At 42.7% G+C, this 23,556-nt stretch carries 23 protein-coding genes, 1 rRNA gene and 1 other RNA gene; 11 read left to right on the top strand and 14 right to left on the bottom strand.

What is annotated here, in order from left to right; translation table 11 throughout:
* Window positions 1–1,248, bottom strand: a complete 1,248-nt coding sequence (locus ABD960_RS06400) for an ABC transporter permease (RefSeq protein WP_345330106.1) — start codon at window positions 1,246–1,248, stop codon at window positions 1–3.
* 162 nt (window positions 1,249–1,410) lie between these two features.
* Between ABD960_RS06400 and queA the strand changes: the two genes are divergently transcribed.
* Together queA and ABD960_RS06390 are read left to right on the top strand one after the other, a co-directional pair.
* Window positions 1,411–2,460 (top strand): tRNA preQ1(34) S-adenosylmethionine ribosyltransferase-isomerase QueA, encoded by a 1,050-nt coding sequence (gene queA / locus ABD960_RS06395; protein ID WP_345330105.1) that lies wholly within the window; start codon window positions 1,411–1,413, stop codon window positions 2,458–2,460.
* 90 nt (window positions 2,461–2,550) lie between these two features.
* Window positions 2,551–3,237: a 2-C-methyl-D-erythritol 4-phosphate cytidylyltransferase gene (locus ABD960_RS06390; RefSeq protein WP_345330104.1), complete on the top strand. Its 687-nt coding sequence runs from the start codon at window positions 2,551–2,553 to the stop codon at window positions 3,235–3,237.
* Between the two features lie 39 nt (window positions 3,238–3,276).
* Here the strand turns inward: ABD960_RS06390 and ABD960_RS06385 are convergent, their stop codons facing one another.
* The 3 genes from ABD960_RS06385 to ABD960_RS06375 all read right to left on the bottom strand — a co-directional run bounded on the left by ABD960_RS06385 (window position 3,277) and on the right by ABD960_RS06375 (window position 4,407).
* Window positions 3,277–3,423, bottom strand: a complete 147-nt coding sequence (locus ABD960_RS06385) for a lmo0937 family membrane protein (RefSeq protein ID WP_127707651.1) — start codon at window positions 3,421–3,423, stop codon at window positions 3,277–3,279.
* 126 nt (window positions 3,424–3,549) lie between these two features.
* Entirely contained in the window at window positions 3,550–3,771 is a 222-nt protein-coding gene (locus ABD960_RS06380; protein ID WP_002996718.1) for a DUF2795 domain-containing protein, read from the bottom strand.
* A gap of 78 nt (window positions 3,772–3,849) precedes the next feature.
* The gene (locus ABD960_RS06375) at window positions 3,850–4,407 is read right to left on the bottom strand and encodes a cob(I)yrinic acid a,c-diamide adenosyltransferase (protein WP_345330103.1); all 558 of its coding nucleotides are present in this window, start codon (window positions 4,405–4,407) and stop codon (window positions 3,850–3,852) included.
* A 96-nt stretch (window positions 4,408–4,503) separates the two neighbouring features.
* On the opposite strand from ABD960_RS06375, the gene ABD960_RS06370 reads away from it, so the two are divergent.
* A complete protein-coding gene (locus ABD960_RS06370) occupies window positions 4,504–5,493 on the top strand; it encodes a chitinase (RefSeq protein WP_345330102.1) in 990 nt (329 codons plus the stop codon).
* Window positions 5,494–5,497: 4 nt separating this feature from the next.
* Here ABD960_RS06370 and ABD960_RS06365 read toward each other — a convergent pair whose 3' ends face one another.
* Both ABD960_RS06365 and ABD960_RS06360 read right to left on the bottom strand, forming a co-directional pair.
* The gene (locus ABD960_RS06365) at window positions 5,498–6,310 is read right to left on the bottom strand and encodes a DUF4249 domain-containing protein (protein WP_345330101.1); all 813 of its coding nucleotides are present in this window, start codon (window positions 6,308–6,310) and stop codon (window positions 5,498–5,500) included.
* Window positions 6,311–6,315: 5 nt separating this feature from the next.
* Entirely contained in the window at window positions 6,316–8,649 is a 2,334-nt protein-coding gene (locus tag ABD960_RS06360) for a TonB-dependent receptor (RefSeq protein ID WP_345330099.1), read from the bottom strand.
* 249 nt (window positions 8,650–8,898) lie between these two features.
* Between ABD960_RS06360 and ABD960_RS06355 the strand changes: the two genes are divergently transcribed.
* On the top strand, window positions 8,899–10,194 hold the full coding sequence (locus tag ABD960_RS06355) for an Ig-like domain-containing protein (RefSeq protein WP_345330098.1): 1,296 nt from the start codon (window positions 8,899–8,901) through the stop codon (window positions 10,192–10,194).
* A gap of 25 nt (window positions 10,195–10,219) precedes the next feature.
* On the opposite strand, the gene ABD960_RS06350 is transcribed toward ABD960_RS06355, so the two are convergent.
* A complete protein-coding gene (locus ABD960_RS06350; protein WP_345330097.1) occupies window positions 10,220–10,579 on the bottom strand; it encodes a VOC family protein in 360 nt (119 codons plus the stop codon).
* A gap of 96 nt (window positions 10,580–10,675) precedes the next feature.
* A complete protein-coding gene (locus ABD960_RS06345; protein ID WP_345330096.1) occupies window positions 10,676–11,248 on the bottom strand; it encodes an LOG family protein in 573 nt (190 codons plus the stop codon).
* 96 nt (window positions 11,249–11,344) lie between these two features.
* Here ABD960_RS06345 and ABD960_RS06340 point away from each other — a divergent pair, with 96 nt between their 5' ends.
* The 3 genes from ABD960_RS06340 (at window position 11,345) to ssrA (ending at window position 13,542) form a co-directional block, all read left to right on the top strand.
* The gene (locus tag ABD960_RS06340; protein WP_345330095.1) at window positions 11,345–12,544 is read left to right on the top strand and encodes a pyridoxal phosphate-dependent aminotransferase; all 1,200 of its coding nucleotides are present in this window, start codon (window positions 11,345–11,347) and stop codon (window positions 12,542–12,544) included.
* A gap of 142 nt (window positions 12,545–12,686) precedes the next feature.
* Window positions 12,687–13,076, top strand: coding sequence for a hypothetical protein (locus tag ABD960_RS06335; RefSeq protein WP_345330094.1), 390 nt, complete (start codon window positions 12,687–12,689; stop codon window positions 13,074–13,076).
* Between the two features lie 97 nt (window positions 13,077–13,173).
* Window positions 13,174–13,542, top strand: a transfer-messenger RNA (tmRNA) gene (gene ssrA / locus ABD960_RS06330).
* A gap of 736 nt (window positions 13,543–14,278) precedes the next feature.
* On the opposite strand, the gene ABD960_RS06325 is transcribed toward ssrA, so the two are convergent.
* The 4 genes from ABD960_RS06325 to ABD960_RS06310 form a co-directional block, all read right to left on the bottom strand.
* On the bottom strand, window positions 14,279–14,632 hold the full coding sequence (locus ABD960_RS06325; protein ID WP_345330093.1) for a nuclear transport factor 2 family protein: 354 nt from the start codon (window positions 14,630–14,632) through the stop codon (window positions 14,279–14,281).
* A gap of 9 nt (window positions 14,633–14,641) precedes the next feature.
* Window positions 14,642–15,397 carry a phosphatase PAP2 family protein gene (locus tag ABD960_RS06320; protein WP_345330092.1) on the bottom strand — a complete coding sequence of 252 codons (756 nt, stop codon included), beginning with the start codon at window positions 15,395–15,397 and terminating at the stop codon, window positions 14,642–14,644.
* A 69-nt stretch (window positions 15,398–15,466) separates the two neighbouring features.
* Window positions 15,467–16,288: a DUF4249 domain-containing protein gene (locus ABD960_RS06315; protein WP_345330091.1), complete on the bottom strand. Its 822-nt coding sequence runs from the start codon at window positions 16,286–16,288 to the stop codon at window positions 15,467–15,469.
* Window positions 16,289–16,315: 27 nt separating this feature from the next.
* A complete protein-coding gene (locus tag ABD960_RS06310) occupies window positions 16,316–18,691 on the bottom strand; it encodes a TonB-dependent receptor (protein ID WP_345330090.1) in 2,376 nt (791 codons plus the stop codon).
* A gap of 251 nt (window positions 18,692–18,942) precedes the next feature.
* Between ABD960_RS06310 and ABD960_RS06305 the strand changes: the two genes are divergently transcribed.
* On the top strand, window positions 18,943–19,569 hold the full coding sequence (locus ABD960_RS06305; protein ID WP_345330089.1) for a class I SAM-dependent methyltransferase: 627 nt from the start codon (window positions 18,943–18,945) through the stop codon (window positions 19,567–19,569).
* A 135-nt stretch (window positions 19,570–19,704) separates the two neighbouring features.
* Here the strand turns inward: ABD960_RS06305 and ABD960_RS06300 are convergent, their stop codons facing one another.
* Window positions 19,705–20,448, bottom strand: a complete 744-nt coding sequence (locus tag ABD960_RS06300) for an SDR family oxidoreductase (protein WP_345330088.1) — start codon at window positions 20,446–20,448, stop codon at window positions 19,705–19,707.
* A gap of 95 nt (window positions 20,449–20,543) precedes the next feature.
* Between ABD960_RS06300 and ABD960_RS06295 the strand changes: the two genes are divergently transcribed.
* From ABD960_RS06295 to ABD960_RS06285, 3 genes are all read left to right on the top strand, one after another.
* Entirely contained in the window at window positions 20,544–20,987 is a 444-nt protein-coding gene (locus ABD960_RS06295; RefSeq protein ID WP_345330087.1) for a winged helix-turn-helix transcriptional regulator, read from the top strand.
* A gap of 217 nt (window positions 20,988–21,204) precedes the next feature.
* A complete protein-coding gene (locus ABD960_RS06290) occupies window positions 21,205–22,275 on the top strand; it encodes a sensor histidine kinase (RefSeq protein ID WP_345330086.1) in 1,071 nt (356 codons plus the stop codon).
* Window positions 22,253–22,975, top strand: a complete 723-nt coding sequence (locus ABD960_RS06285; RefSeq protein WP_345330085.1) for a LytR/AlgR family response regulator transcription factor — start codon at window positions 22,253–22,255, stop codon at window positions 22,973–22,975. Before ABD960_RS06290 ends, ABD960_RS06285 begins: the two co-directional genes overlap by 23 nt.
* Before the next feature lie 212 nt (window positions 22,976–23,187).
* Here the strand turns inward: ABD960_RS06285 and rrf are convergent.
* Window positions 23,188–23,299, bottom strand: a 5S ribosomal RNA gene (gene rrf, locus ABD960_RS06280).
* Window positions 23,300–23,556 lie beyond the last annotated feature (257 nt).

The raw sequence follows: 23,556 nt of genomic DNA, 5'->3' as shown, positions 1-23,556 counted from the left end.
TTAGTTTGATCGTATGGCGTCCACCGGATTCAGCCTTGCCGCGCTAAGCGCCGGGATAATACCGGAGATAATACCGATTGCCAGCGAACCGAAAACACCGATGAGGATATTTTTAGTACCGATAACGATCTCGATATCACCGACACCCTTTACAACGAGCGATACCAGGTAAACCAGGAACAAACCTATTACCCCGCCTATAAGGCAAAGGGCCATGGCCTCAATTAAAAACTGCAATAATATGAAATAGTTTTTTGCCCCCAATGATTTCTGTATACCGATGATGTTGGTACGCTCCTTAACCGACACGAACATGATGTTAGCGATGCCAAAGCCGCCTACCAATATAGAGAAACCGCCAATAAACAAACCGGCCAGGTTGATTACCCCAAACAACGAATCGAGTTGGTTGGATAACAGCGTGGTTTTATTAAGCGCGAAGTTATCGTCCTTACCGGGCCCTATCCGGCGGATAGAGCGCATTACCCCTCTCAACTCACTTTCCACCTCCCCTTCGGCTATGCCCTCCCTGCCTTTTACTACAATTTGAGGCTGATATTTCTCGGATTTAATGTCGATCAGGTTACGGGCAAAATTAAGCGGCAGCAGCACTTCCTTATCTGCCGATATACCCAACATATCATCGCCCTCTTTTTTAAATACACCGATCACGGTAACATAGCGGCCCATGATTTTTATTTTTTTACCCATAGCATCACCCGCCGGGAAGAGATGGCTGGCTATCTCATAACCGATAACCGTAACCGGAGCGCCCGAGCGCGATTCCATATCGGTAAAATAACGTCCGTCCTGGTATTCATAGTTATATACGTCGGCATGCTCGTGCGATACCGCGTAAAGCACTGCTCCGTCTATTGTATTGCTTTTATATTTAACCTTCCGGCTGTCAATATATATCTCGAAAGATACGGCTGCCGCGGTCTGACTGCGTTTTTTCAGTTCCTCATAATCGTGCATATTTGGTACCGGGCGCTGTATAAATTTCCACCACGGATAATCGCCACCAAACATCCAGGGCCATTTTTGTATGTATATACTATTGTTACCCAGCTTGTTTACACTGCTCTGCAAATTATTGCGCAAGGTATCAACCGCCGAAAATACTGCGATGATGGTGAAGATACCAATGGTAACGCCCAGCAATGATAACAGGGTTCGCAGTTTGTTCTGCCTAAGGGCATCATAAGCAAACAAAAAGCTCTCTCGAAAAAGTTTTAAAAACAGCATAATGGCTACAATTGCTTTTTAGACATGAACATGCGCATTTGGTTACAATAAATTTAATTTAATTGTGCATACAACGCACACAAAAGCTGCTAAATATCTGTTAAACATTACTAATAAAATTTTTCATACATTTGCGCCCTGAAAATCCAACAGAATATTAATATGAAATTATCTCAGTTTAAATTCAATTTACCCGAATCGTTAGTGGCCCATACGCCGTCTGATAAGCGCGACGAATCTCGCCTGATGGTGCTGCACCGCGATACCGGTAAAATTGAACACAAGATATTCAAGGATGTATTGGATTATTTTGATGATCAGGATGTGATGATCCTGAATAACACCAAGGTTTTCCCTGCCCGCTTATATGGCAACAAGGAAAAAACCGGCGCCACTATTGAAGTTTTCCTGCTGCGCGAGCTGAACAAGGAGCTTCGCCTGTGGGATGTACTGGTTGATCCGGCCCGTAAAATCCGTGTTGGCAACAAACTTTATTTTGGCGACGATGACCTGTTGATAGCCGAGGTTGTAGATAATACTACCTCACGTGGCCGTACAATACGTTTTTTGTTCGACGGTACTGATGAGGAGTTTCGCCGTAACGTAGAAATACTGGGAGAAACCCCGCTACCAAAATACATTAAGCGTAAAGCTACCGCCGAGGATAAAGAGCGTTACCAAACTATTTTCGCCAAACACGAAGGCGCTGTTGCGGCTCCTACAGCCGGTTTACACTTTAGCCGTGAGCTGATGAAACGTCTTGAATTAAAAGGTGTTGAATTTGCCGAGGTTACCCTGCACGTAGGCCTGGGTACATTCCGTACTGTAGAGGTTGAGGATTTAACCAAGCATAAAATGGATTCGGAGCAGTTTATCATCGAGCAAAAGCAAGCTGATATTGTAAATAAGGCTATCGAGCATAAAAAGCGTGTTTGTGCTGTAGGCACTACCAGTATGCGTACCATTGAGTCGTCTGTTTCGGCCAACAAAACATTAAAAGCCGCGAATGACTGGACAAGCAAATTCATTTTCCCGCCATATGAGTTTAGCATAGCTAATTCCATGATTACTAACTTCCATACGCCTGAATCAACCCTGTTGATGATGATCTGCGCGTTTGGCGGTTACGAACATGTAATGAATGCTTACGAGATAGCTGTAAAAGAAAAATACCGCTTTTACAGCTACGGCGACGCGATGCTGATCATTTAACATCGATTGATATCATAAAAAAGAGAGATGCATACCATCTCTCTTTTTTTGTTTGTACATATTTGTAAAGGCTTAGCCTAATTATCAAATATGCCATCAAAAAACTACGTTATTATCGTTGCCGGCGGATCGGGCACGCGCATGCAATCTGCACTACCTAAGCAATTTTTACCGCTTAACGGCAGGCCGCTTATGTTTTACACACTTGAGGCATTTGCCAAAAGTCGCGCTAATCCGTATATAATTGTAGTAATGCATCCGGATTTTCACGATCACTGGCGGCAATTGTGCACCACTTACCGGTTTGAAATGCCACATGAATTGGTAGCTGGCGGCAGCACCCGCTTTCATTCAGTTAAAAATGGTTTTAATGCTATAAAAAACAATGACACCATAATAGCCGTACACGACGCTGTACGCCCGCTTACAGCGCCTGAAGCGATCGATAAAGCCTATCGATATGCCGAAACTCATGGCAACGCCGTGGTGGCTGTTAAAAGCCGCGATTCGGTGCGTCGGGTTATTGGCAAAAAATCATCTGCATTAAAGCGCGAAGAAATATACCTGGTGCAAACGCCGCAAACTTTTATCTACAACCAGCTTAAAACCGCCTACGAGCAGCCTTACACCGATAACTTTACAGATGATGCCAGCGTAGTGGAGGCCGCGGGTTACCATATCAATCTGATAGAAGGCAATGACACCAATATCAAGATTACTTTTCCGGAAGATATCGCGATAGCAGAATTGCTCTTAAGCAGAAAGCCATCCCTGTAACAGGAATGGCTTCTATTTATGTGTTTTAATTTTCAGCGGTTACGCTCGTCTGATAACACCCAGCAATAGCGCGATGATGGCTATAACTAAAAGTACGTGGATCAGGTTGCCAGCGTGGTTGAAAAAAAATCCGAATATCCAGCCGATAACCAGTATGACTGCGATAATGTACAATAAACCTCTCATGTTAGTAAGTTTTAGTTGATAAATGTTTATTATGTTATATTTCTATCAAACTAAAATCATTCCAAAAAGTGTTATTTTTTTTAAAAAAAACTTTAAGCTGGAGATTGATTGCACTTCAACGCAACATTAATACTCGTCCTCGTTAAAAAAGAAATCGTCCTTTGTAGGGTAATCAGGCCATATTTCTTCTATATTTTCGTACGGTTCGCCGTCGTCTTCCAGAGCCTGCAAGTTCTCTATAACTTCAACCGGAGCACCCGAGCGTATAGCGTAATCAATTAATTCATCCTTAGTTGCCGGCCATGGCGCATCTTCCAGATGCGAAGCAAGTTCAAGTGTCCAATACATATCTATATAGGTTTTTAATGTTTGTTAACAATTTCGCAAAAGTATAATATTTTAAAAGTGAATATCAAATATTTTTTTTCACAATTTATCCCGTCTCGGCAACCATTGATTTTCAGGCACTCCGGCATCAAAACCAATGGCCCTGGCCAGCGTAAAAAGGTAGTCGCTCAAACGATTGAGGTACATAACTACTTTCTCATCCACCGCACTTTCGTCAGCCAAATGTACCACTACCCTTTCAGCACGGCGACAAACGCAGCGCGCCACGTGGCAGTACGATATGGCATTACTACCGCCGGGCAATATGAAATGTTTTAACAGCGGCAATTTTTCGTTCATGGCGTCAATCTCCGCTTCCAGCAACTCAATATCGGTTTCGTAAATATCAGGCAATACCATTTTCGATTTTTCGGGATCAGCCGCCAGCGCCGCACCTACGGTAAACAACCTGTCCTGCACGTGTTTTAATATATCGCTGTAATGCGCATCAATATCCTGATCGCGAATGAGGCCGATGTAGGAGTTAAGCTCATCAACCGTGCCGTAGCTTTCAATACGCAGATGGTGCTTGGGTACGCGGGTACCGCCAATTAACGAGGTATATCCCTTATCGCCGGTTTTAGTATAAATTTTCATATCGGTGGTGCAATTAAACAAATTGCCTGCTGTTATTATTATGAATGTGAAAAATTTAGTAAATATTTACATTTGATTTGCCGATGCCCAATTGTTATGAAATACGCAAAGCCATTTATCCCGATTGTACTGTTTCCGGTATTGTTTATCACACTCAGCTTCAACTGCGGCAACGGGTCGGCAAAACAAGGCGATGCCGAACGCAAGCCCGTACCGGCAGCAATAATATCTGAGCAGCAATTCAATGCGCTGTTCCCTAACCGCGATAAATTTTATACTTATAAAGCCTTTGTACAAGCCGTTAATGATATGGCGGCTATTAAAATAGAGATCACCAAACGCGCCTACCAGGCCTTGCAAATGGTACGCACAGATAAACGCACAGGTAAAAGCAGCGTAGTGCGGCAGGATGAAGGCTTTAATGAGGACTGGGCAAAATCAAAACCAGATAGCGTATACATTATTGATTATGGCTTATTTTGTAACGAGAAGGACGCTACTTTAAATAAACGCGAACTGGCCGCCTTTTTCGCGCACATAGCACATGAAACCCGGCACGGCATCAACGGCAAGTATAACGATGGCCTGATGCTTAAAACTGAGGCGGACACCGGTAAAGCCTATGTGTTACCTAATGATGAATACCCGCCGGTAAAGGGTAAAAAATATTATGGACGCGGGCCACTGCAACTAAGCTACAACGGCAATTATGGCTATGCATCACATTGTATATTCGGTAATAAAGAGACCTTGCTCAACAACCCCGAGCTTATTGAGCAGGATGCGGTAGTAGCTTTTAAAACAGCCATTTATTTCTGGATGACACCGCAATCGCCCAAACCCTCAGCTCATGATGCCATTACCGGCAAATGGAAACCTACCGCGGCCGAAATAGCTGCCGGGCGTGTACCTGGTTTTGGCAGCACCATCAACATAATTAATGGCGCTGTTGAATGCGGCAAAGGCGATGCTTTTGAAAACATGCAGGACCGTATTGGCTTTTACCACCACTTCCTGCCCCTGTTGGGCGCTACCGACGAAAATTGCGCCTGCTCATGCGGCAGCATGAAAGCTTATACTTATTAAGCCGCTACTCGCGTATAGTAATGCTGCGCCTGCGTGATACATGCGCGCTGAAATAGCCTAAAGCATCATTATTGATATTGGTAGGCGGGTTGCCCGGAGTTACGCCCCCACCCGGCCCGTTTTGGCTCTGATCGGCCAGCGTTACCCAGTACTTGTATAACGGCCTGTCAATACTTTGCATCTCCACCTCTACCAAATCGCCATCGTTTATTTCTTCGTTATCATCATCGCTGCTGTAAAAAAGCTGATCCTTAACGTCGTTACCATTGGTAAGCCTGTCATCGTTAGCGTAAACACGGCGGGTTTGCGTACCGTTTACCCACATAATAAAGCGGTATTGATTGGCATAATCTACCGGATCTTTATAATGCACGGCAACTACCTTACGGTCTTCACCGCCAAAGGTTATTTCAGATACGCTTAGCGAATCCAGTTCCACCGGGCGCGGCATGGTCGACTGGGCGGTATACTCCTTGCCATCAACCTTTACTAACATGTTGTAGGTAACATTGGGCTGCCCTTTAAATGAGCTGACATAAACACCCGGAATACGTTCAACGTAATTATGCGCAAAGCCCCGGCTATCCGTAACTACTATCTCCGCATTGCTTACCGGCGGATAGCTGTTATCCTCGGTATACGATACCGAGCGCGACAGTTTAATGGTTTGCATATCGGCGTCATCAACCACGGTACCTTCAATAACCAGTTGGCTGGCTGATTCTTTTATATCCACATCGATCACCTTCTCGCACGAGGTAAGGCCTATCGCTGCTAACAGTAATGTTCCTAACAGATGTATGTTTCTCGTTTTCATAAGTACTAAAAGCTAAAATTCCAGGTTACCGACGGGATGATACCAAACAAGGCTATCTGCACGGCTTCGGTACGGTTTGGATCATTCTTTTTATCGCGGAACTGGATGGCATACGGGTTTTTACGATTAAGCGCGTTGTATAAACTGAACGACCAGCTCGAGCGGAAACGTTTGGTTTCCTTGGCTTTTAAAGTAGCACTCAAATCCAAACGCTCGGTATGCGGCATACGGTTGGCATTGCGCTGGGTAAAGTAATAAGTAGTAAGGCCGCCTACATTATATTTTCCTGCCGGGTAAGTTACCGCGTTGCCCGTGCTGTAAATGTAGTTTGCCGATACCGACCAGCGTTTGCTCAGGTTATAAATGCCCACCAGCGCCAGGTCGTGCGTACGGTCCTGCCGGGCAGGGAAATAGTTGCCATTGTTCAACCCATCAAACTTACGCTCTGTTTTTGATAAGGTATAGCTGATCCAGCCGGTTAAACGCCCTTTGGTTTTCTTGGTATAAAGCTCTAAGCCGTAAGCACGGCCGCTGCCGTATAACAACTCCGACTCCACATTAGCATTCGCAATTAGTTGTGCGCCGTTTTTATATTCAATTTGGTTTTGCAGCCATTTGTAATACGTTTCTACCGAAAACTCGAAGGTGTTATCCTTGGCGTTTTTAAAATACCCTATGGCTACCTGGTCGGCAATCTCGGGTTTTATATTGTTGCTGCTCATCACGTATTGATCGGTCGGCGAGCTGGTGCTGGCATTGGTTAGTATGTGAATGTTTTGCGTATTGCGATTGTAGGCGGCCTTCACCGAGTTCTCCTCGTTAAGCGTATAACTTAATGACATGCGTGGTTCCAGGTTAAAATAAGTTTTAACAAACTCGCCGCTGCCATATTTATAGGCTGATGCTACATCGCCATCAGCATTATAAGTATTAAAAGTACCCGGGCCTAACAAGGAGAAACTGCTCAGCCTTAAGCCATATAATAAGTTGAATTTATCGGTCAGCTTCCAATCATCAGATACATAGGCCGCCATTTCCAAACCATAGCGGTTCTCGATAGAGAGCGGATTAAAGCTGGAGTTACCGTTAGTTGTGATTTCCGACGGCGCTATACGGTGATGCGTACCCTGAAACCCGAAACGTATGGTATGCTTATCACTGAAATATTGCAGATCCTCCTTCAGGTTAAAGTCTCGTATCAGCGACGTAACATTGGCATTGTTATCATCATCCAGCAGGCTGATGCTGTAATTATATTTATTGAAGATGAAGCTGGTATTGGAGAATAAACGGCTGTTAAAAACATGGTTTAAACGTATAGTAGCGGTGGTATTGCCCCATTGGTTGGCAAACAGATCCTTTATTCCAATATTATCACGCCCAAAATAACCTGAAACGTAGAGCGTGTTCTTATCATCGAACTTATAGTTAGCTTTGGCATTGATGTCGTAAAAGTTCAGCGTATTACCTTTCACTGATGAATCAGGCGAGGCCTGCAGCAACAGATCGATATAAGTTCGGCGCGCGCTGATCATAAATGAGCCGCGATTCTTCACAATTGGCCCTTCGGCTTTAAGGCGCGAGGCGATTAACCCGATGCCGCCTTCCATGCCAAATTGCTTATTGTTACCGTCCTGCATTACTACATCCAGTACGGATGATAAACGCCCGCCGTACTGCGCTGGCATACCACCTTTATACAGGCTTACGTCCTTAATAGCATCGGCATTAAAAGTGCTGAAAAAGCCCAGCAGGTGCGATGAATTGTACACGGTAGCTTCATCCAGTAATATCAGGTTCTGATCGGCAGCGCCGCCACGAACGAAGAAACCCGTGGTTCCTTCTCCTCCTGATTTTACGCCAGGTAACAGTTGAATGGTTTTTAATACGTCCTTTTCGCCAAATATCACCGGGATATTGTCGAGGTCCTTCATGTTCAACTTATCCAAACCCATTTGGGGACTGCGCACATTCTCGTTCTTACGGTCGGTAGCGCTAATCACCACCTCGGCAAGTTCCGACCCGCTTTGCAGATCGACGTTGAGCTTAGTGTTAGCAGTCAGGTTAACGGTTTTGGTTACCTGCTGATAACCGGTGTAGGTAATGGTAAAAGTGTACTCGCCTGCCGCATTGGTGAGCGAATAAAACCCATAGGCGTTGGTAGCCGTTGCGGATTGCCCGGCCGCGTTTTGAATACGAACCGTAGCCCCGATAAGCGTTTCGCCCGTGCGGGCATCGCGCACGGTACCGCTAACGGTAAAGCGCTTTTGCGCCGTAACAGGCAACGAAAATAGCAGGCATATTAAAGCTGTGAGGTAGAAAAAATGTCGTTTTTGCATGAACGGCAGTAAGGTAAAGTTGATGTTTAGTGTCGTTATAACGCAAGAATGCGTACTTTTTGATATAATACTCAACTTTTTGTTACAAAAACTTTTCGATTTAACTTACCGCAGTATCAAATTAACTTGAATAATACAATTTAACAACAAATAAAATTCCGCTTGGCACCGTGCACTCGATTTTAAAAGTGCTAAAATAGACTATCGGTTGTAACCGGGATAGAAAATATGTAGTCTTACCAAACAATCATGAAAAATCTATCCCTTTTAACCTTAGCCATACTTTTACCTTTAAGCGTTTGTGCACAGCAGTCAAAAATTGAATTAGTAAACACTGCGGATATTGATCGTTTTTGGCAAGCGTATGATAGCGTTGCCGTTACAACAGATTCGTTGAGGCAGGTTGAGATCATTCAGCGCCTCTACGTAAATAAAGGTACTCCGGGCCTACAGGCCTTTATGAAGGCACGCAACTATGATGCAGGCTTATGGGCGCAACTTATCCGGAAATATCCAAAATTCTGGCAAAGCATCAGGCCGAACACGCTACGCGTGAAAAAAGAGGTTGGCGCTATAAACAAAAGTATAACGGCGCTTAAAAAGCTTTATACTGAAATGCGGCCGGCAGCGATGTATTTCACAATAGGGGGATTACGATCGGGCGGTACAACTACCGGTGATATGGTGCTTATAGGCGCCGAGATTGCCACCGCTGATAGATATACTGATGCTTCGGAACTAAGCGACTGGCTGATAAACGTGTTCAGTAATCAACAAAGCAATAACCTCGTTAGCCTTAACATCCATGAGTATATACATACACAGCAAAAGGGTGATGACGGATTGTTATTACTGGCTCAAAGTATAAAGGAGGGTTCGGCGGACTTTATAGCCGAACTAGTTACCGGGCAAAAAAACAATAATGCCTATATGCTATACGGCCGTGCGCATGAGCAGGAACTAAAAGATAAGTTTAAAGTTGAGATGTTTAGTGGTACCATGGGTAACTGGCTTTATAACGGATCAAGCAGCCCGCATCCGGATTTAGGATATTTTATAGGCTACCGTATCTGCCGGTCTTACTATCAACATCATTTAAATAAACGGCAGGCGATTAAAACCATGATTGAATTAAATTGGGAAGATGAAAAACAGATCACCAGCTTTTTGGATGAATCTAAATATTATTCAAACCCAGTTAACAAGCAAGAACTGATAGATATTTTCGAGAAGATGCGCCCGTTTGTTACCAGCCTGTCGCCCGCCATTAACGGCTTTAACAATGTATCGCCTGCAATAAACGAATTAACCATTAATTTTTCTGAACCGATGGCCGAAGGTTATTCTATAAGCTTAGGCGACGGAGGTAAGGAACATTTTCCGCTTTCAGGTGTGACCGGGTTTTCGGCCGACCGCAAATCGTTCAAATTAAAAATGACGTTACAACCCGGAAAAACTTATGATTTTATCATTACAGATAGGTCGTTTAAATCGCAAGCCGGTTATCCGCTTAAAAATTATACCGTGCATTTTACAGTTAAGTAAGACAGATAACCTATGTAACATAGAATTACTCAACAGGCTGCCAGAGTTCTATCTTATTTCCTTCCGGATCATATATCCAAGCGAATTTGCCGTATTCATCGTCCTGTTTTTTTTCGTCTATGCGCACGCCTTTTTCTGCAAGCTGTGCCAGCAACGCATCCAGATCTGTAACCCTGAAATTGATCATAAATTGCTGTGCCGGGCTGCCAAAGTAGGTTGTATCCTGCTTAAAAGGCATAAACACCGTTTGCCCGGCTTGCTGCTGCCATACCTCGCCGCTTTGCAGGGAGTTAATGCCCAGGTGTTCGTCATACCACTTACTTAACGCGTTTGCATCCTTAGCCCTGAAGAAAAAACCGCCGAAGCCGGTTACTAATTTTTCCATGATAAAAATATTATTTGGCTAAAGCTATCGGTTTATCGCGTAGTAAACAAGGGGCAAAAACAACATTACAACAGGGCAAAACAGACAACCAATTAATTACTTTTTAAACCAAACCTCTTCGGGCGCTGCATCAAAATTTTGCATGGCATCCATCAGCCCCGCAACATCCCCCGCCGAAAGCACCATTGCCCGGTTTGCAGGTTTCATGAATTTTTGCTCGGTCATAACGTCGAGCTGTTTAAGCAACATATCATAAAAACCATTCAGGTTCAATACTCCTACCGGACTTTTGTGTAACCCAAGCTGTAACCAGGTTAAGGCCTCAAAGAGCTCGTCGAGCGTGCCCAAGCCGCCCGGTAGGGCAATAATGCCATCACTCATTTTTACCATGAGTTGTTTACGCTCGTGCATTGTTTGCACTATGTGCAACTCGGTAAGGCCGGTATGCGCTACCTCTTTATCTGCCAAAAATTGTGGTATTATACCGATGGCTTTACCGCCCTTTGCAAGCACAGCATCGGCAATTAAGCCCATAACCCCTACCCGGCCACCGCCAAAAATCAGGGTAATTCCATTGTCGGCAAAATATTGCGCCAGGTTTTCAATAACATTCAACAAGTCGGTATCACCATTAAAATTAGCTCCGCAATACACACAAACAGTTTTCATTATATCAAAATTTGCCGCGAAGATAAATAATTAACATCCGTACCCGATTAAATTCATTGTTACTTTACCGCATAACAGTTTTTTGTATTTTTGCGGATGCCAAAAATTTCGCAAAAAGGGCTGCGTATGCCCGCCTCGCCCATTCGTAAATTAACCCCTTTTGCTGATAAGGCAAAACAGGACGGTAAGAAAGTATATCACCTTAATATCGGTCAGCCGGACATTGAAACCCCTGCCGGGATGCTTGATGCAGTGAAAAACATTGATTTTAACATCTGGGCATATACAGCGTCAGAAGGTACACTGAACTATCGTAAAAAATTAGCCGAATATTATAACAAGTTAGGCTACGGAATCGGTACACAGGACATTATAGTTACTACCGGTGGCTCAGAAGCGATCACCATCGCCATGATGACCTGCCTTGACGCGGGCGACGAAGTAATTATCCCTGAGCCTTTTTACGCCAATTATAACGGTTTTGCCAGCCAGGGCGATGTGGTGGTTAAACCCATCCTATCGTACATTGAAAATGACTTTGCCCTGCCGCCCATCAGTGAGTTTGAGAAACTGATAACTGACAAAACCAAAGCCATCATCATCTGTAACCCTAACAACCCAACAGGCTACCTGTATACACGCGAAGAATTGGAAGCCTTAAAAACCCTTTGCTTAAAGTACGACCTATACTTATTGTGCGATGAGGCTTACCGTGAGTTTTGCTATGACGGACGCGAATTTATTTCGCCAATGCACCTGGAAGGTTTGGAGAACAACGTGATCGTGCTGGATACCGTAAGTAAGCGTTACAGTGCCTGTGGTGCACGTTTAGGCTGCATCATCACTAAAAATAAAGAGGTATGGACAACCGCCTTAAAATTTGCGCAGGCACGTTTAAGCCCCGGAATGGTAGAACAAATTGCCGGTGAAGCAGCGGTTGATACACCCGACAGTTACTTTGAGATGGTGAATGCCGAATACAAATCGCGCCGAGACACACTGGTAAATGCCCTGAACAACATGGATGGTGTTTTTTGCCCTACCCCTGGCGGTGCATTTTATATTGTAGCCCGACTGCCGATAGATAATGCCGACAAATTTTGCCAATGGCTGCTGGAAAACTTTGAATACAACAACCAAACCGTAATGCTGGCACCAGCCACTGGCTTTTACAGTACCCCCAGCAGCGGATTGAACGAAGTTCGCCTGGCCTATGTGCTTAATAAAGATGACCTGAAAACAGCTATGGTTTGCTTAGAGGAAGCATTAAAAGTTTATCCGGGTAGGACAAATTAATCTATACATTTTATAGAAAGGTTTCGGCTCAATGATACCGATAGAGATTATTCCGACATTTAGGGGGTGGTTATTCAAAGTCGTTAACCTTTCTATTATAATAATCACTTTTCTTTGGATTCTTATTGGTATAAATACGATTTTGAAAGACGTGAACTTTCCTGATGTCACTGCTATACTGATTATGCTCAGTTTCATACCTTGTGTTACCGCGATCGTTACTTCAATATTATTAGTATTTATTAGGAATAAGGTAATTGAAATACAGACCAATGAAATTCAAAGCTTGACCATCAGTATAAAAAAGGAAGATTTTCTGTCGGATAATCCAACCTCTTCAAGAATGGCAGATAACTGGATAATAACAAAAAAGGAAACACTTCAAGTTGAGTTTAATGAAGTAAGAAATATTATTGACCAATTAAAAAAGCATAATATTCCAGTAAACTTCAGTAAAGTTAATATACTGAATGAGCACCCTAAACTTCTTTTTCAAGCATTTATTTCTTTATTCACAGGTGTATATCATTAATTAAGACAGTCATCGTTGATAATCTACAATACGGCACATAAATTGTTTATATTTGCAGGCTACTGCTGCATAATGCAATGGTAACTTCACTAAAAATGGGGTCGACCGGAATTGACAGGATGGAGATAAGTAGGTAAGCATGCAGCGCGTTGGGTGAATTAGCGCTTTAATCTGAACGCTCAAACTTACAAATGGCGAAAATAACTACGCCTTAGCTGCCTAATTTAGAATTAGCATAGCTTTTGTCCCGCCGGTTTTCCGTTCTGTTGAACCGGCAACCGGGGCATCGAAAAACGGAACTGGCCAGCTTAGGGTGTGATAAGCAGGCGAGATAAAGCACCTACGGAAGACGGTACAGGTAAGCAACTGACCTTCCCCTTCCCGACAATTTAACAGAAGCTAAGCATGTAGAAAGCTTACCTTATACCATGTTTGGACGAGGGTTCGAATCCCTCCGGCTCCACTAAGTAGGTATCAAAAACCACTAAACCCTTCAAACGCTATGTTTGAGGGGTTTTTTATTACGTTTTGGTTTCATTTGCTCTCCTTTGAACGGCCATTTCGGTGACCATTCTGGTGAGCAGGTCGCTTTACACTAAGCCGCTCACCAGAGGGTAGAAAACCAATTGATTATCAACATGTTAAGCTAGTGAAAATCTTGTTTGAATTATGCTGCGAAGTTAATTTTGTATAACTTTTAACAGCTTTTTCATGATAAAAAACGTAGCAATTCTCTTCTATTTAAAAATAGAGCAAATGGCAAAGAATGGAAAGTCTTGGCTTACATACAAATAATCGCTGATTATCAATAAATCAAATTAGCAACTGGCAAAAAGATAGAAGTCCAAAATTGAGATGAAAGCGAGGGTCGTAGCAAAGGAAAATCATAGGATATAGACCTTTAAATGTCAATTTGAATCAACTTGAACAAAAGATAAATGACACTTACCGGTACTTAAAAGATTTTGGCGAATAACTGACAGCCGAAAAAATCAGGGACAAATTTTAGGAACACGGAAAGTCAGGCGATAGAACAGAGCGAAAACAAATATGTTACCCGAAGGTTCAAAAATGACCAACAGTCATTTTACAGCATATGGTCACAAAAACGAAACACCTTCCAAAGTCGCAAAGAAGCGCGTGCCTGGTAAACCAAATATCAATAATTTATTATATCGCCGCTGTAACGAGTACCGCCCGTATCATTTATCAAACCAATTCTCTGACGCAAATGACCTGATCAGTTGTGACATTTTACCGTTCCGGAATTTCCATACATCACAAAACGGAGAATCAGTTAACTTTCCATCCTTATTCATTAATTTGATACGGCCAATAGTAATAATTGTCTCACCATCCTCCACATACTTTTCGATCCCAAAGGTCGTATCCGCATATGCCGATAAAAGAAATTTATAAACATTTTCTTTTCCATCAAGCGTACTGTCTCCTATGTATGTCCATTTGGTATCTTCCGTACAATAGGTTAAAAGTTCCTCATAATTTCCGCTGGAAAAAGCCTGGTTGGCTTTTACTAAAATTTCTATGTTTGTCATAACCGGTTCTCAGAATGTTATTGTTAAACCCAGGCCATATTGCTCTCCGTTATACACCGGTACAACCATACCGTTGAGGTGCTCTTTATCTTTGAAGAGCGTTCGCTTAAAAAATGGATGAACTAAATAAGCGATTTTAGTACTCAGGATGCCTATACCTGCACCTGCGGCAACATCGGTAAACCAGTGCTTGTTGTTGCTCATACGTAAAAAGCCCGTGCCGGCAGCCACCACATAGCCCGTAACACCATACCAAACAGATACGTCTTTATATTCCTGGTACAAAAATTCAGCTCCTAAAAAAGCGTTTGCCGTATGTCCGGATGGAAACGACCTGCGGTTAGAGCCATCAGGCCGCTCCACATCTGACGCTTTCTTAGTTATACCAACCGAAGACGCCATGATAATATATGCGGTTGCCATGACGATGGTCCGGTCTTTAAAATTGTGCCTGCCCGGTATACCGAACGCATTGATGGCATACACAGATAAAGCCGGCGCATATTGTGTGAGGTCGTCGAGGTGAGTCCTTCCCAAATGTTGTGCATCAAGCTCATTCCTGATGTTCGAATTCAAATGCTTCAAAGCCGGACTGGTGAGCCCTACAACGCCGTACCCGATCAGAATAGCCGGAACAATGAACGATTTGTGTTTAATTTTGCTATCGTTATTGTTGGCCGAAGAATCGTTTAAAGCAGCTTGCCCATTAACTTTCAGGATAAAAAAGCACAGTAAAAGGGCAATTACTATCTTACTGATTTTCATATTCATTTGCTCACGGTTCCGTTCTTCGAATAAGCCTATCGGTTCGCCAGCCCTGCTCAATGCATCGGGTTATTTGATTGTGTAGCTTTTGGTAGCTACCTCTGCCAGCCTGAAGTAACCGAAAGCATAATTATTGCTGTTCGTCTGGTTAATGATGTTTCCGCGAACCGCGCTTGGTATGGTAGGGAACGGATTGCCGTCATTTCCGGACGCTACGATCAATTTGTACATATAGTTGTAGTAGCTTTTTGATATCCCGTAAAGTTTGATATTCACCAGATCGCCGGCCTTGAATTTTTCATGCGAATACGATTCTTCCATCAAATTACCATTGGTAAACTCATCATCTTCAACTTCCAGTTCGGGAAAAACGGTGTGAGGCTGTCTAACGCTGCTCAGGTAGTAATTTTGCTGAGTTGCATCATCTTTATAACGAAACGATATTTCTACCTCGTCACCAACTTCACCGCCTTTGTCATTCTGTTCGATGTTATCTTCGATCTGCGGTACCGGCGTAAAGATTTCTGTGGCCGTATAGGTCTCGCCATTTAAAACGATCCTTAAGGTATAGGTTTGGCCGATAACCGGCACAAAATTGCTGCAAACGTATTCCCCCGTTCCGGGTTTTTCTACAAAGTTAAAAACCGCATTTGCGAGATTGTTGACGGTAATTACCGCCCCGGAAACGCTCGGGAAATCTGAATTATAATAGCCGGTCGTCGTCGTTAATACGACCTTCTGTTCATTGCCCGGCGTATTTTTAACCCAGTCGATAGAAGCGTCTATTACCAGTCTTGGGGCTGCTGTTTTAAGATCCGTATTGATCGCTTTTTCACATCCTGTTACTAAAAGGATTATAGCCAGAATAAGCATTATTTTAAATAGTTTCATGTAAGTCTTTTTAAATTTTATAATTGGTTAAAATTTCACGTTATAGGCTACGCTTGGTACAATGCCGAAGATGGCAACCCTTCTTGTCTCGTTTCTTCCGGTCTCCTCATTTTGCCTGAAAGAGTAGGACGCGGCGTTATTACGGTTATACAGGTTGTAGATGCTGAAATTCCATTCGCCCTGCCATCCTTTTTTCTTGTAAGGTTTAGGGGTATAGGTCGCTGAAACGTCTAAACGGTGGTACGCGGATAAAGAATTCTCATTACGTGCGCCATAACTGGCCACAGTAACGCCCTGGTAAAGGTATTTTCCATTAGGAAAGGTCGCTGCCTTTCCGCTTTGAAACGTGAGAATACCGCCGAAAGACCATTTCGGACTTACCGAGTAAGCGCCGGTAACAGACAGATTGTGCAATTTGTCGTAATTCGCCCGGTACCATGTGCCGTTGTTGATACCCGGCTCGTCCGGTGTTCTGCCCGGCGTACGTTGTTGTGCTTTTGAAAGCGTATAAGACACCCAGCCCGTAAGCTTCCCGGTATTCTTTTTAACCATCAGTTCCAGGCCATATGCCCTCGCTTCGCCGTTCAACAGCACTCTTTCTATCGCATCGATGCCCAGCAGATCTGCACCATCAATATAATCTGCCTTGTTTTTGATTTTTTTATAGAATGTTTCCGCTTCCAGAGAATACTTATCGTCTTTAAAATTATGGAAGTAACCCAGTGCCACCTGATCCAGAATTTCGGGCTTAAGGTATTTGTCCGAAGGCGCCCATATATCAAGCGGGGTTGCAGAGGCCGTATTTGAAATTAAATGAACATACTGGCTCATCCGGTTGTAGCTGGCCTTGATAGAGTTATCATTGTTCAGCGAATACGCAAGGGCTAACCGTGGTTCCAAGTTACCAAAGCTGGCTATCGTTTGATTTTTCTTGTAGTCGATAGTTCCGGTCGGGGCGGCCTCTTCATAAACGTGGAAATCCCTGTTGTAAATAACCGGCCGGTTATTAGCGTAAGTATATACTTGCTGTGCCCCTACCCTTTGAAAATTACTGTAACGCAGCCCGTAGTTGATGGAGAACTTATCTGAAAAGCGTTGGTCAGCACTAAAATAAGCTGCATTTTCATAAGCATACTTTTTTGCTATCTGCTCCGGATTGATGGGTGAACCTGCTCCGAAAGGCTTGATCGTTCCGGGGTTAAAATCGTAGTAAATGGCGTTTATGCCGTAATTTAACGTGAGGTTGTTTGAAACATAATGTTTAAAATCATACTTGAAGTTGTAATTCTTTACATCTGCTTTCCAGTCCATGCCTATGACCTTGATCTTGATGCGGTAATCGTAGTCACTATAAATGGCAGATGCGTTTGAAAATATTTTGTTGGAGAAAATATGGTTCCATCTCACATTGAAAAGTTTATTACCATAAGTGTTGATGAAGCTGTTATTGAAATTCAGGTCGTCGTTACCGAAATAGCCGGATACGAACACATTGTTCTTATCACTGAACTTGTAATTGAACTTGGTGTTCAGGTCATAGAAATAAGCCGAGCTGGCTTCACCCGCCGCTTTCAGGAGCAGATGGGCATAGGAGCCTCTTCCCGCCACCACGAAAGAACTTTTCCCTTTAGCGAGAGGTCCTTCAACAAGCAAACGACTGGATACCAGACCGATGCCGGCGTTAACGTGAAACTCCTGGTTGTTTCCTTCTTTTTGATAAATATCCAGCACAGACGATACACGTCCGCCGAAGTTAGCCGGGATGCCGCCTTTATATAGTTTAAGGTCTTTGATCACATCCGCATTGAAGACCGAAAAGAAGCCGAACACGTGGGAAGTATTAAATACAACGGCTTCGTCCAAAAGTACCAGGTTACCATCTACAGAGCCCCCACGGACGTTAAAGCCGGTCGCGCCTTCCTGCGCATTGGTAACGCCGGGCAACTGAAGGATCGATTTCAAGATATCAACCTCACCTAAAACCGCCGGCATCTTTTTTATCGTGGCGATAGAGAGCTTGTTGGTACTCATTTCAGGTTTGCGAATAGCGGCCGCGGGAGTGTTGGTACTGATCGTTACTTCATCCAGCGTCCTGCTGCTTTCGGTCAAACCAAAGTTCCGTTTTGTGTTTTCGGTCAGGGTTATACTTTCCTCCAGGCGGTTATAGCCAACGTAACTGATGACGATGGTGTACGTTCCCTTAGGCAGCGTTGTGGAATAAAATCCGTAGGAGTTGGTGGTAACACCTACCTTTGCTTCAGGAATGTAAATGCTTACACCAATGAGTGTTTCGGTATTGGACTTGTTTGTAATTGTGCCGCTTAGGGTTACTTTCTCTTGCGAGTAGGCTTGCAGCGCCGAGGCAAAAAAGAGTATAAGCACGGTTAGGATTCTGCTTTTCATTTAAAAAAGTTTAGCGTTAAATGATATAGTTTTCAGCTAAACTATCTTTTTAAAGAACCTGCAATTTTTATATATACCAAACATGCTTCTTTATATATTAAAGCAGCTATTCGATATAGAAAAACAATTGCGACTGAAGGCCCTATTAGTATAACCGGAGTATTAAAATGAGATACCCCTGAACATCGGGTCTTGACACAATGAATTTAAATGTGAAGTTTTGAGAACGTAAGATTGGGAGTAATATTAATATGGCAGAATTTTGGGAGAAAAGTTTTCAGAGCAATCAGGAAATGTGGGGATGGGAACCCGCCGATTCGGTAGCTGAAACTGTGGAATTATTCAAGGGACATGGCTTAACTAAAATCCTGATACCGGGATTCGGTTACGGTAGAAATGCTAAGATGTTTCATGACAATGGATTTACGGTTACAGGAATAGAAATTTCTGAAACGGCAATTGATTTAGCAAAAAGACAGTTTGGCGAAAGCCTTAAAATCCATCATGGCTCTGTCAGCTCAATGCCTTTTGACAACAAATTGTATGATGGAATATTCTGTTATTCTTTAATTCATCTATTAGGGCCGGCAGAGCGCTCAAAGTTGATAGCTGATTGCTATAATCAACTTGAAACCAATGGATATATGGTCTTCGTTTCTATTTCAAAAAACGATTTCAGATATCTCGAAGGTGAAAAAGTAAGCGAAGACACTGTTAAAAAGAGTTATGGTGTCACTTTGTATTTCTACGGTCCGGAATCGATCCAATCTGATTTCGGCAAGTATGGTTTGGTGGAAGCCAGAGAGGTTACCGAGTCTAAAGAAAATCAGGGAAATAAACCTATACAGCGGTTTTGGTATATTGTCTGTAAAAAGTGATCACTAAAATAAATAATGCTTACTAAAATACGTTCGTATAAAAAGCGATAGCTCGTTAAATAAAAAAAGGAATTCGATACCGAATTCCTTTTTCCTTGGCGACTTTGTTAGGCCGCTATATTGTATTCAGATATATTATTTCAGCGCGTAATTAAGGTAGCCGCCATCCACAACAATCTCCGTTCCGGTTATAAAGCTCGCGGCATCAGAAGCGAGGAATAATACCGTTTTAGCCACTTCATCAGGATCACCTAACCGTTGAAGCGCTGTGGCTCCGGCTAAATACACTTGTGCATCAGCAGGTACTACCGTATCCAGGCCGGGCGTAGCTATTGGTCCCGGACTAACAATATTTACGCGGATCTTTCTACCGGCCAGTTCATTCGCGGCAATTTGCGCGATCTTATTTAATGCGCCTTTTGTTGCAGAATAAACAAGAGATCCTGCATTTGCAGCAGTAGCCGCCGTTGAGGATGTGAATAGCACCGCCGCCCCATCTGCCAGGTAAGGAAGTAATTTTTGTAATGTAAAGAAATGCCCCTTAACGTTGGTGTTAAATTGCGCATCAAAATTTTCTTCGGTTACCTGTTCCATTGGCTCAAACATCCCTATCCCGGCGTTAAGGAATAGAACATCCAATTTCTGTCCACCGCCAGCAACTGCCTTTTCAAGAACTGAAATACCTTCAGTTTTTGAAGTGTCTGAAACCACAGAAAATAATTTCGGGCTGTTTATTTGCGCTGCCGCTTTTTGCAGATTCTCCGCTTTTCTTCCGGTTATCCAAACATTTGCCCCTGCTGCTATAAATGCTTTTGCTGTTGCCAGGCCTATGCCTGTAGTGCCACCGGTTATAACCACGTTTTTATTAGTAAAATCCATAATTAAAATTTTTTAGTTAATTTGTAGTCTGTTTTTCGAACTACAAATATATTCAAAAGTAGTTTTAAAAATAAACTGCTTTTTATTTTGACAATATGAAAACAATCGAAAGAAGATCGTCGTGTCCAATCAACTACTCGGTAGAAATCTTCGGTGATAAATGGGTGCTTTTGCTTCTGAGGGATCTTATGTTCAACGGAAAAAATTCCTTCCTGGAGTTTCGCGCATCAGATGAGAAAATATCCTCAGCCGTACTTACAGAAAAGTTGAATTTACTTCTGAATGAGGGAGTTATCTCTAAAATCACCTCCCCCAAAAATGCCTCGAAGTTTATATACTTGTTAACTGATAAGGGTATCGAGATGGTACCGCTGATGGTAGAAATTCTTAGCTGGGGGTCGAGATACAACCCAGACGGAGGGCCTAAATCATTGCTTTATAGTATTAAAAGAAATAAAACAAAAGCAATTACCGAGATACAAGATAAATTGAGGAGCCAGCGGGATTCCCTTACAGAAAACCAAACCACTACTGTTTAAATAAGTCTTACGGCTGTTTGAGTTTAGTTAATGGGCTAACAGGTAAACGCTTAATTTACATTTTTAAAAGCCTGACTATTTATGTTAATAGTCAACTTACTTTAATGCGTCAGTTAAAAAGGCTTAACGATCCATTTTTGGTATATTATTAAAAGGCTTTTGTATAGTAAATTTTTGTATTTCGTACGTATCACTTGCTTTGCCTGAAATTTGACTTATGATCAGACCATTACACGCGAAAAATATGGATACCAATTGGATGCTTCAGTTGGTCATTTCAGATAAATACCGTTTTCAAAGGCATATACTGTTGATAGCATTCTGCATCGTTGTTTTATATTATAGCCCGGCAGACTACGTGGAACCTTACGAGACTTACAACCGCCTGGTTGTATTTTTCCAGATTATCCTGGTTGCATACAGTAATATGTACTTTTTCGTTCCTAAATTCCTGTTCAAAAACAAGTATTTAAGCTATGGTATCTTTGTGCTTGCCGGCATGGTTCTTTCCTTCTACGTTCACGAAGCATTTGCCAATTACTTTCAGCAGGATCTGTTACCAAACGAGGATGACAGCATTAACTTCTTTACCTTTTCTTTCATGACGTTGGTGCTTATTATAGCTTCGGCAGCTATCAAACTATTTCAACAGTGGATAGCTGATGCGCAACTCATCCATGACCTGGAATTGGCCAATACACATAGTGAACTGGAGCAGCTTAAGAACCAGATCAATCCGCATTTTCTTTTCAATATGCTCAACAATGCAAATGTATTGATCGAGGATGATCCCAAAAAAGCTTCGCAGGTTTTGGTGAAGTTGAGTGATTTGCTCCGTTACCAGCTTTATGATAGTTCAAGGGATAAAGTGCTTTTAACCTCCGAGATCCACTTTTTAGAAGACTTTTTAAACCTGGAAAAGGTAAGGCGCGATAATTTCAATTTTTTGATCTCTAAGGAGGGCGAACTCAGTGGTGTCCAGGTACCGCCTTTACTATTTATCTCCTTTGTTGAGAACGCTGTAAAGCATAACAACGATTCCGCGAAATCATCGTATCTGAACTTATATTTCGATGTCCGACAAAACGAGCTTTTTTTCAAATGTGTAAACTCCAAACCGGCGGTAAAAGCGGTCAGTAAATCCGGCGGCCTCGGCCTGGCCAATATCAAAAGGCGTTTAGAACTGCTTTTTCCATCATCACATGCCCTGAAAATAGAAGATTGTCCGGAAAGTTATTGCGTTACCTTATTTTTAAATTTGAACTATGAACTGCATTATAGTAGATGATGAACCATTAGCCAGAAAAGCGATACAGAAGCTGATTTATCAAACAGAAAACCTGGAGGTGGTAGGTTCATTTAACGGGGTTGAGGCAACGAAAGCCTTTCTCGCCACCAATCCCGTGGACCTGATCTTTCTGGATATTCAGATGCCGGGGGTGAACGGGATCGAATTTGCGCGCACCATCCCGAGGGACACCCTGGTGATATTTACAACCGCGTTTCACGAGTTTGCCTCCGAAAGTTATGAAGTTGACGCTATTGACTACCTGATCAAACCCGTAAAACTGGAACGTTTTCAGAAAGCGGTTGAAAAAGCCGGTACCTATTGTAAGTTATTTCATACGGAGCAAACGAAAAGTAACATTGAAACCATTACCACTGATTACATCTTCGTAAAATCGGAGCGCAGAATTTTCAAGGTACATTTTAGCGACATACTGTATATTGAAGGTTTGAAGGACTATGTAATCATCTATTTACTCAACCAAAAGGTGATCACACTTATGAATATCAAAACCATTCATGAATTGCTGCCGAAAAGTTCTTTTGTCAGGGTTAGTAAATCTTACATCATTAACGTAAATAACATTGATTCAGTAGATAATAATACCGTGTACATCAGGGAAAGCGAGATCCCGATAGGCAATATTTACCGGGATTACTTTTTTAATGAGTTTGTGACCCGGAAAATTTTAAGTAAGTGATATTGCTTTTAATTAATGCGTAAGTGAGTTCAACTCACAATTATATCTCAACCTGTTTAATCCTTTAAGGATATAGCTTCTCATTTAAACGAAAACCTGCGGTTGTAAGCATCGTCACCACCTGCATCATTATCTAATAAATACCTTATTTGCGCCACTATATATCCGAAACGCAAAAAGCCCCTCTCATTGCTGAAAGGGGCTTTAGTAAAGGTTGGCACCGACCTACTCTCCCACGTTTTACCGCAGTACCATCGGCTCTGGCGGGCTTAACTTCTCTGTTCGGAATGGGAAGAGGTGGACACCGCCGATATAGGCACCTGAAGATTTTGAGGTGAAAGCCGAAAGGTTAAAAGCGCAAAGCTTTCCTTTCTGTTTTACCTTACTTTTTATTGTTAGCTTTCTGCTGGAGAAAAAGCTTTATGCTTTCGGCTCTCAGCTTTTAGCTGAACAATGACATATTATTGAAAGAAGTTATTGAAAAGGGTGAGAAGACAACAATATAGTTCTGTTGCTTGAGAAAGCTTCGGGCGATTAGTATTACTCGGCTTTGATGTCACCACCTTTACACCTGTAACCTA

Source organism: Mucilaginibacter defluvii (genome assembly GCF_039543225.1).
GTDB classification, from domain to species: Bacteria; Bacteroidota; Bacteroidia; order Sphingobacteriales; family Sphingobacteriaceae; genus Mucilaginibacter; species Mucilaginibacter defluvii.
Note: the sequence above shows the minus strand (reverse complement) of the source record. Positions and strands in the feature narration are given on the sequence as shown.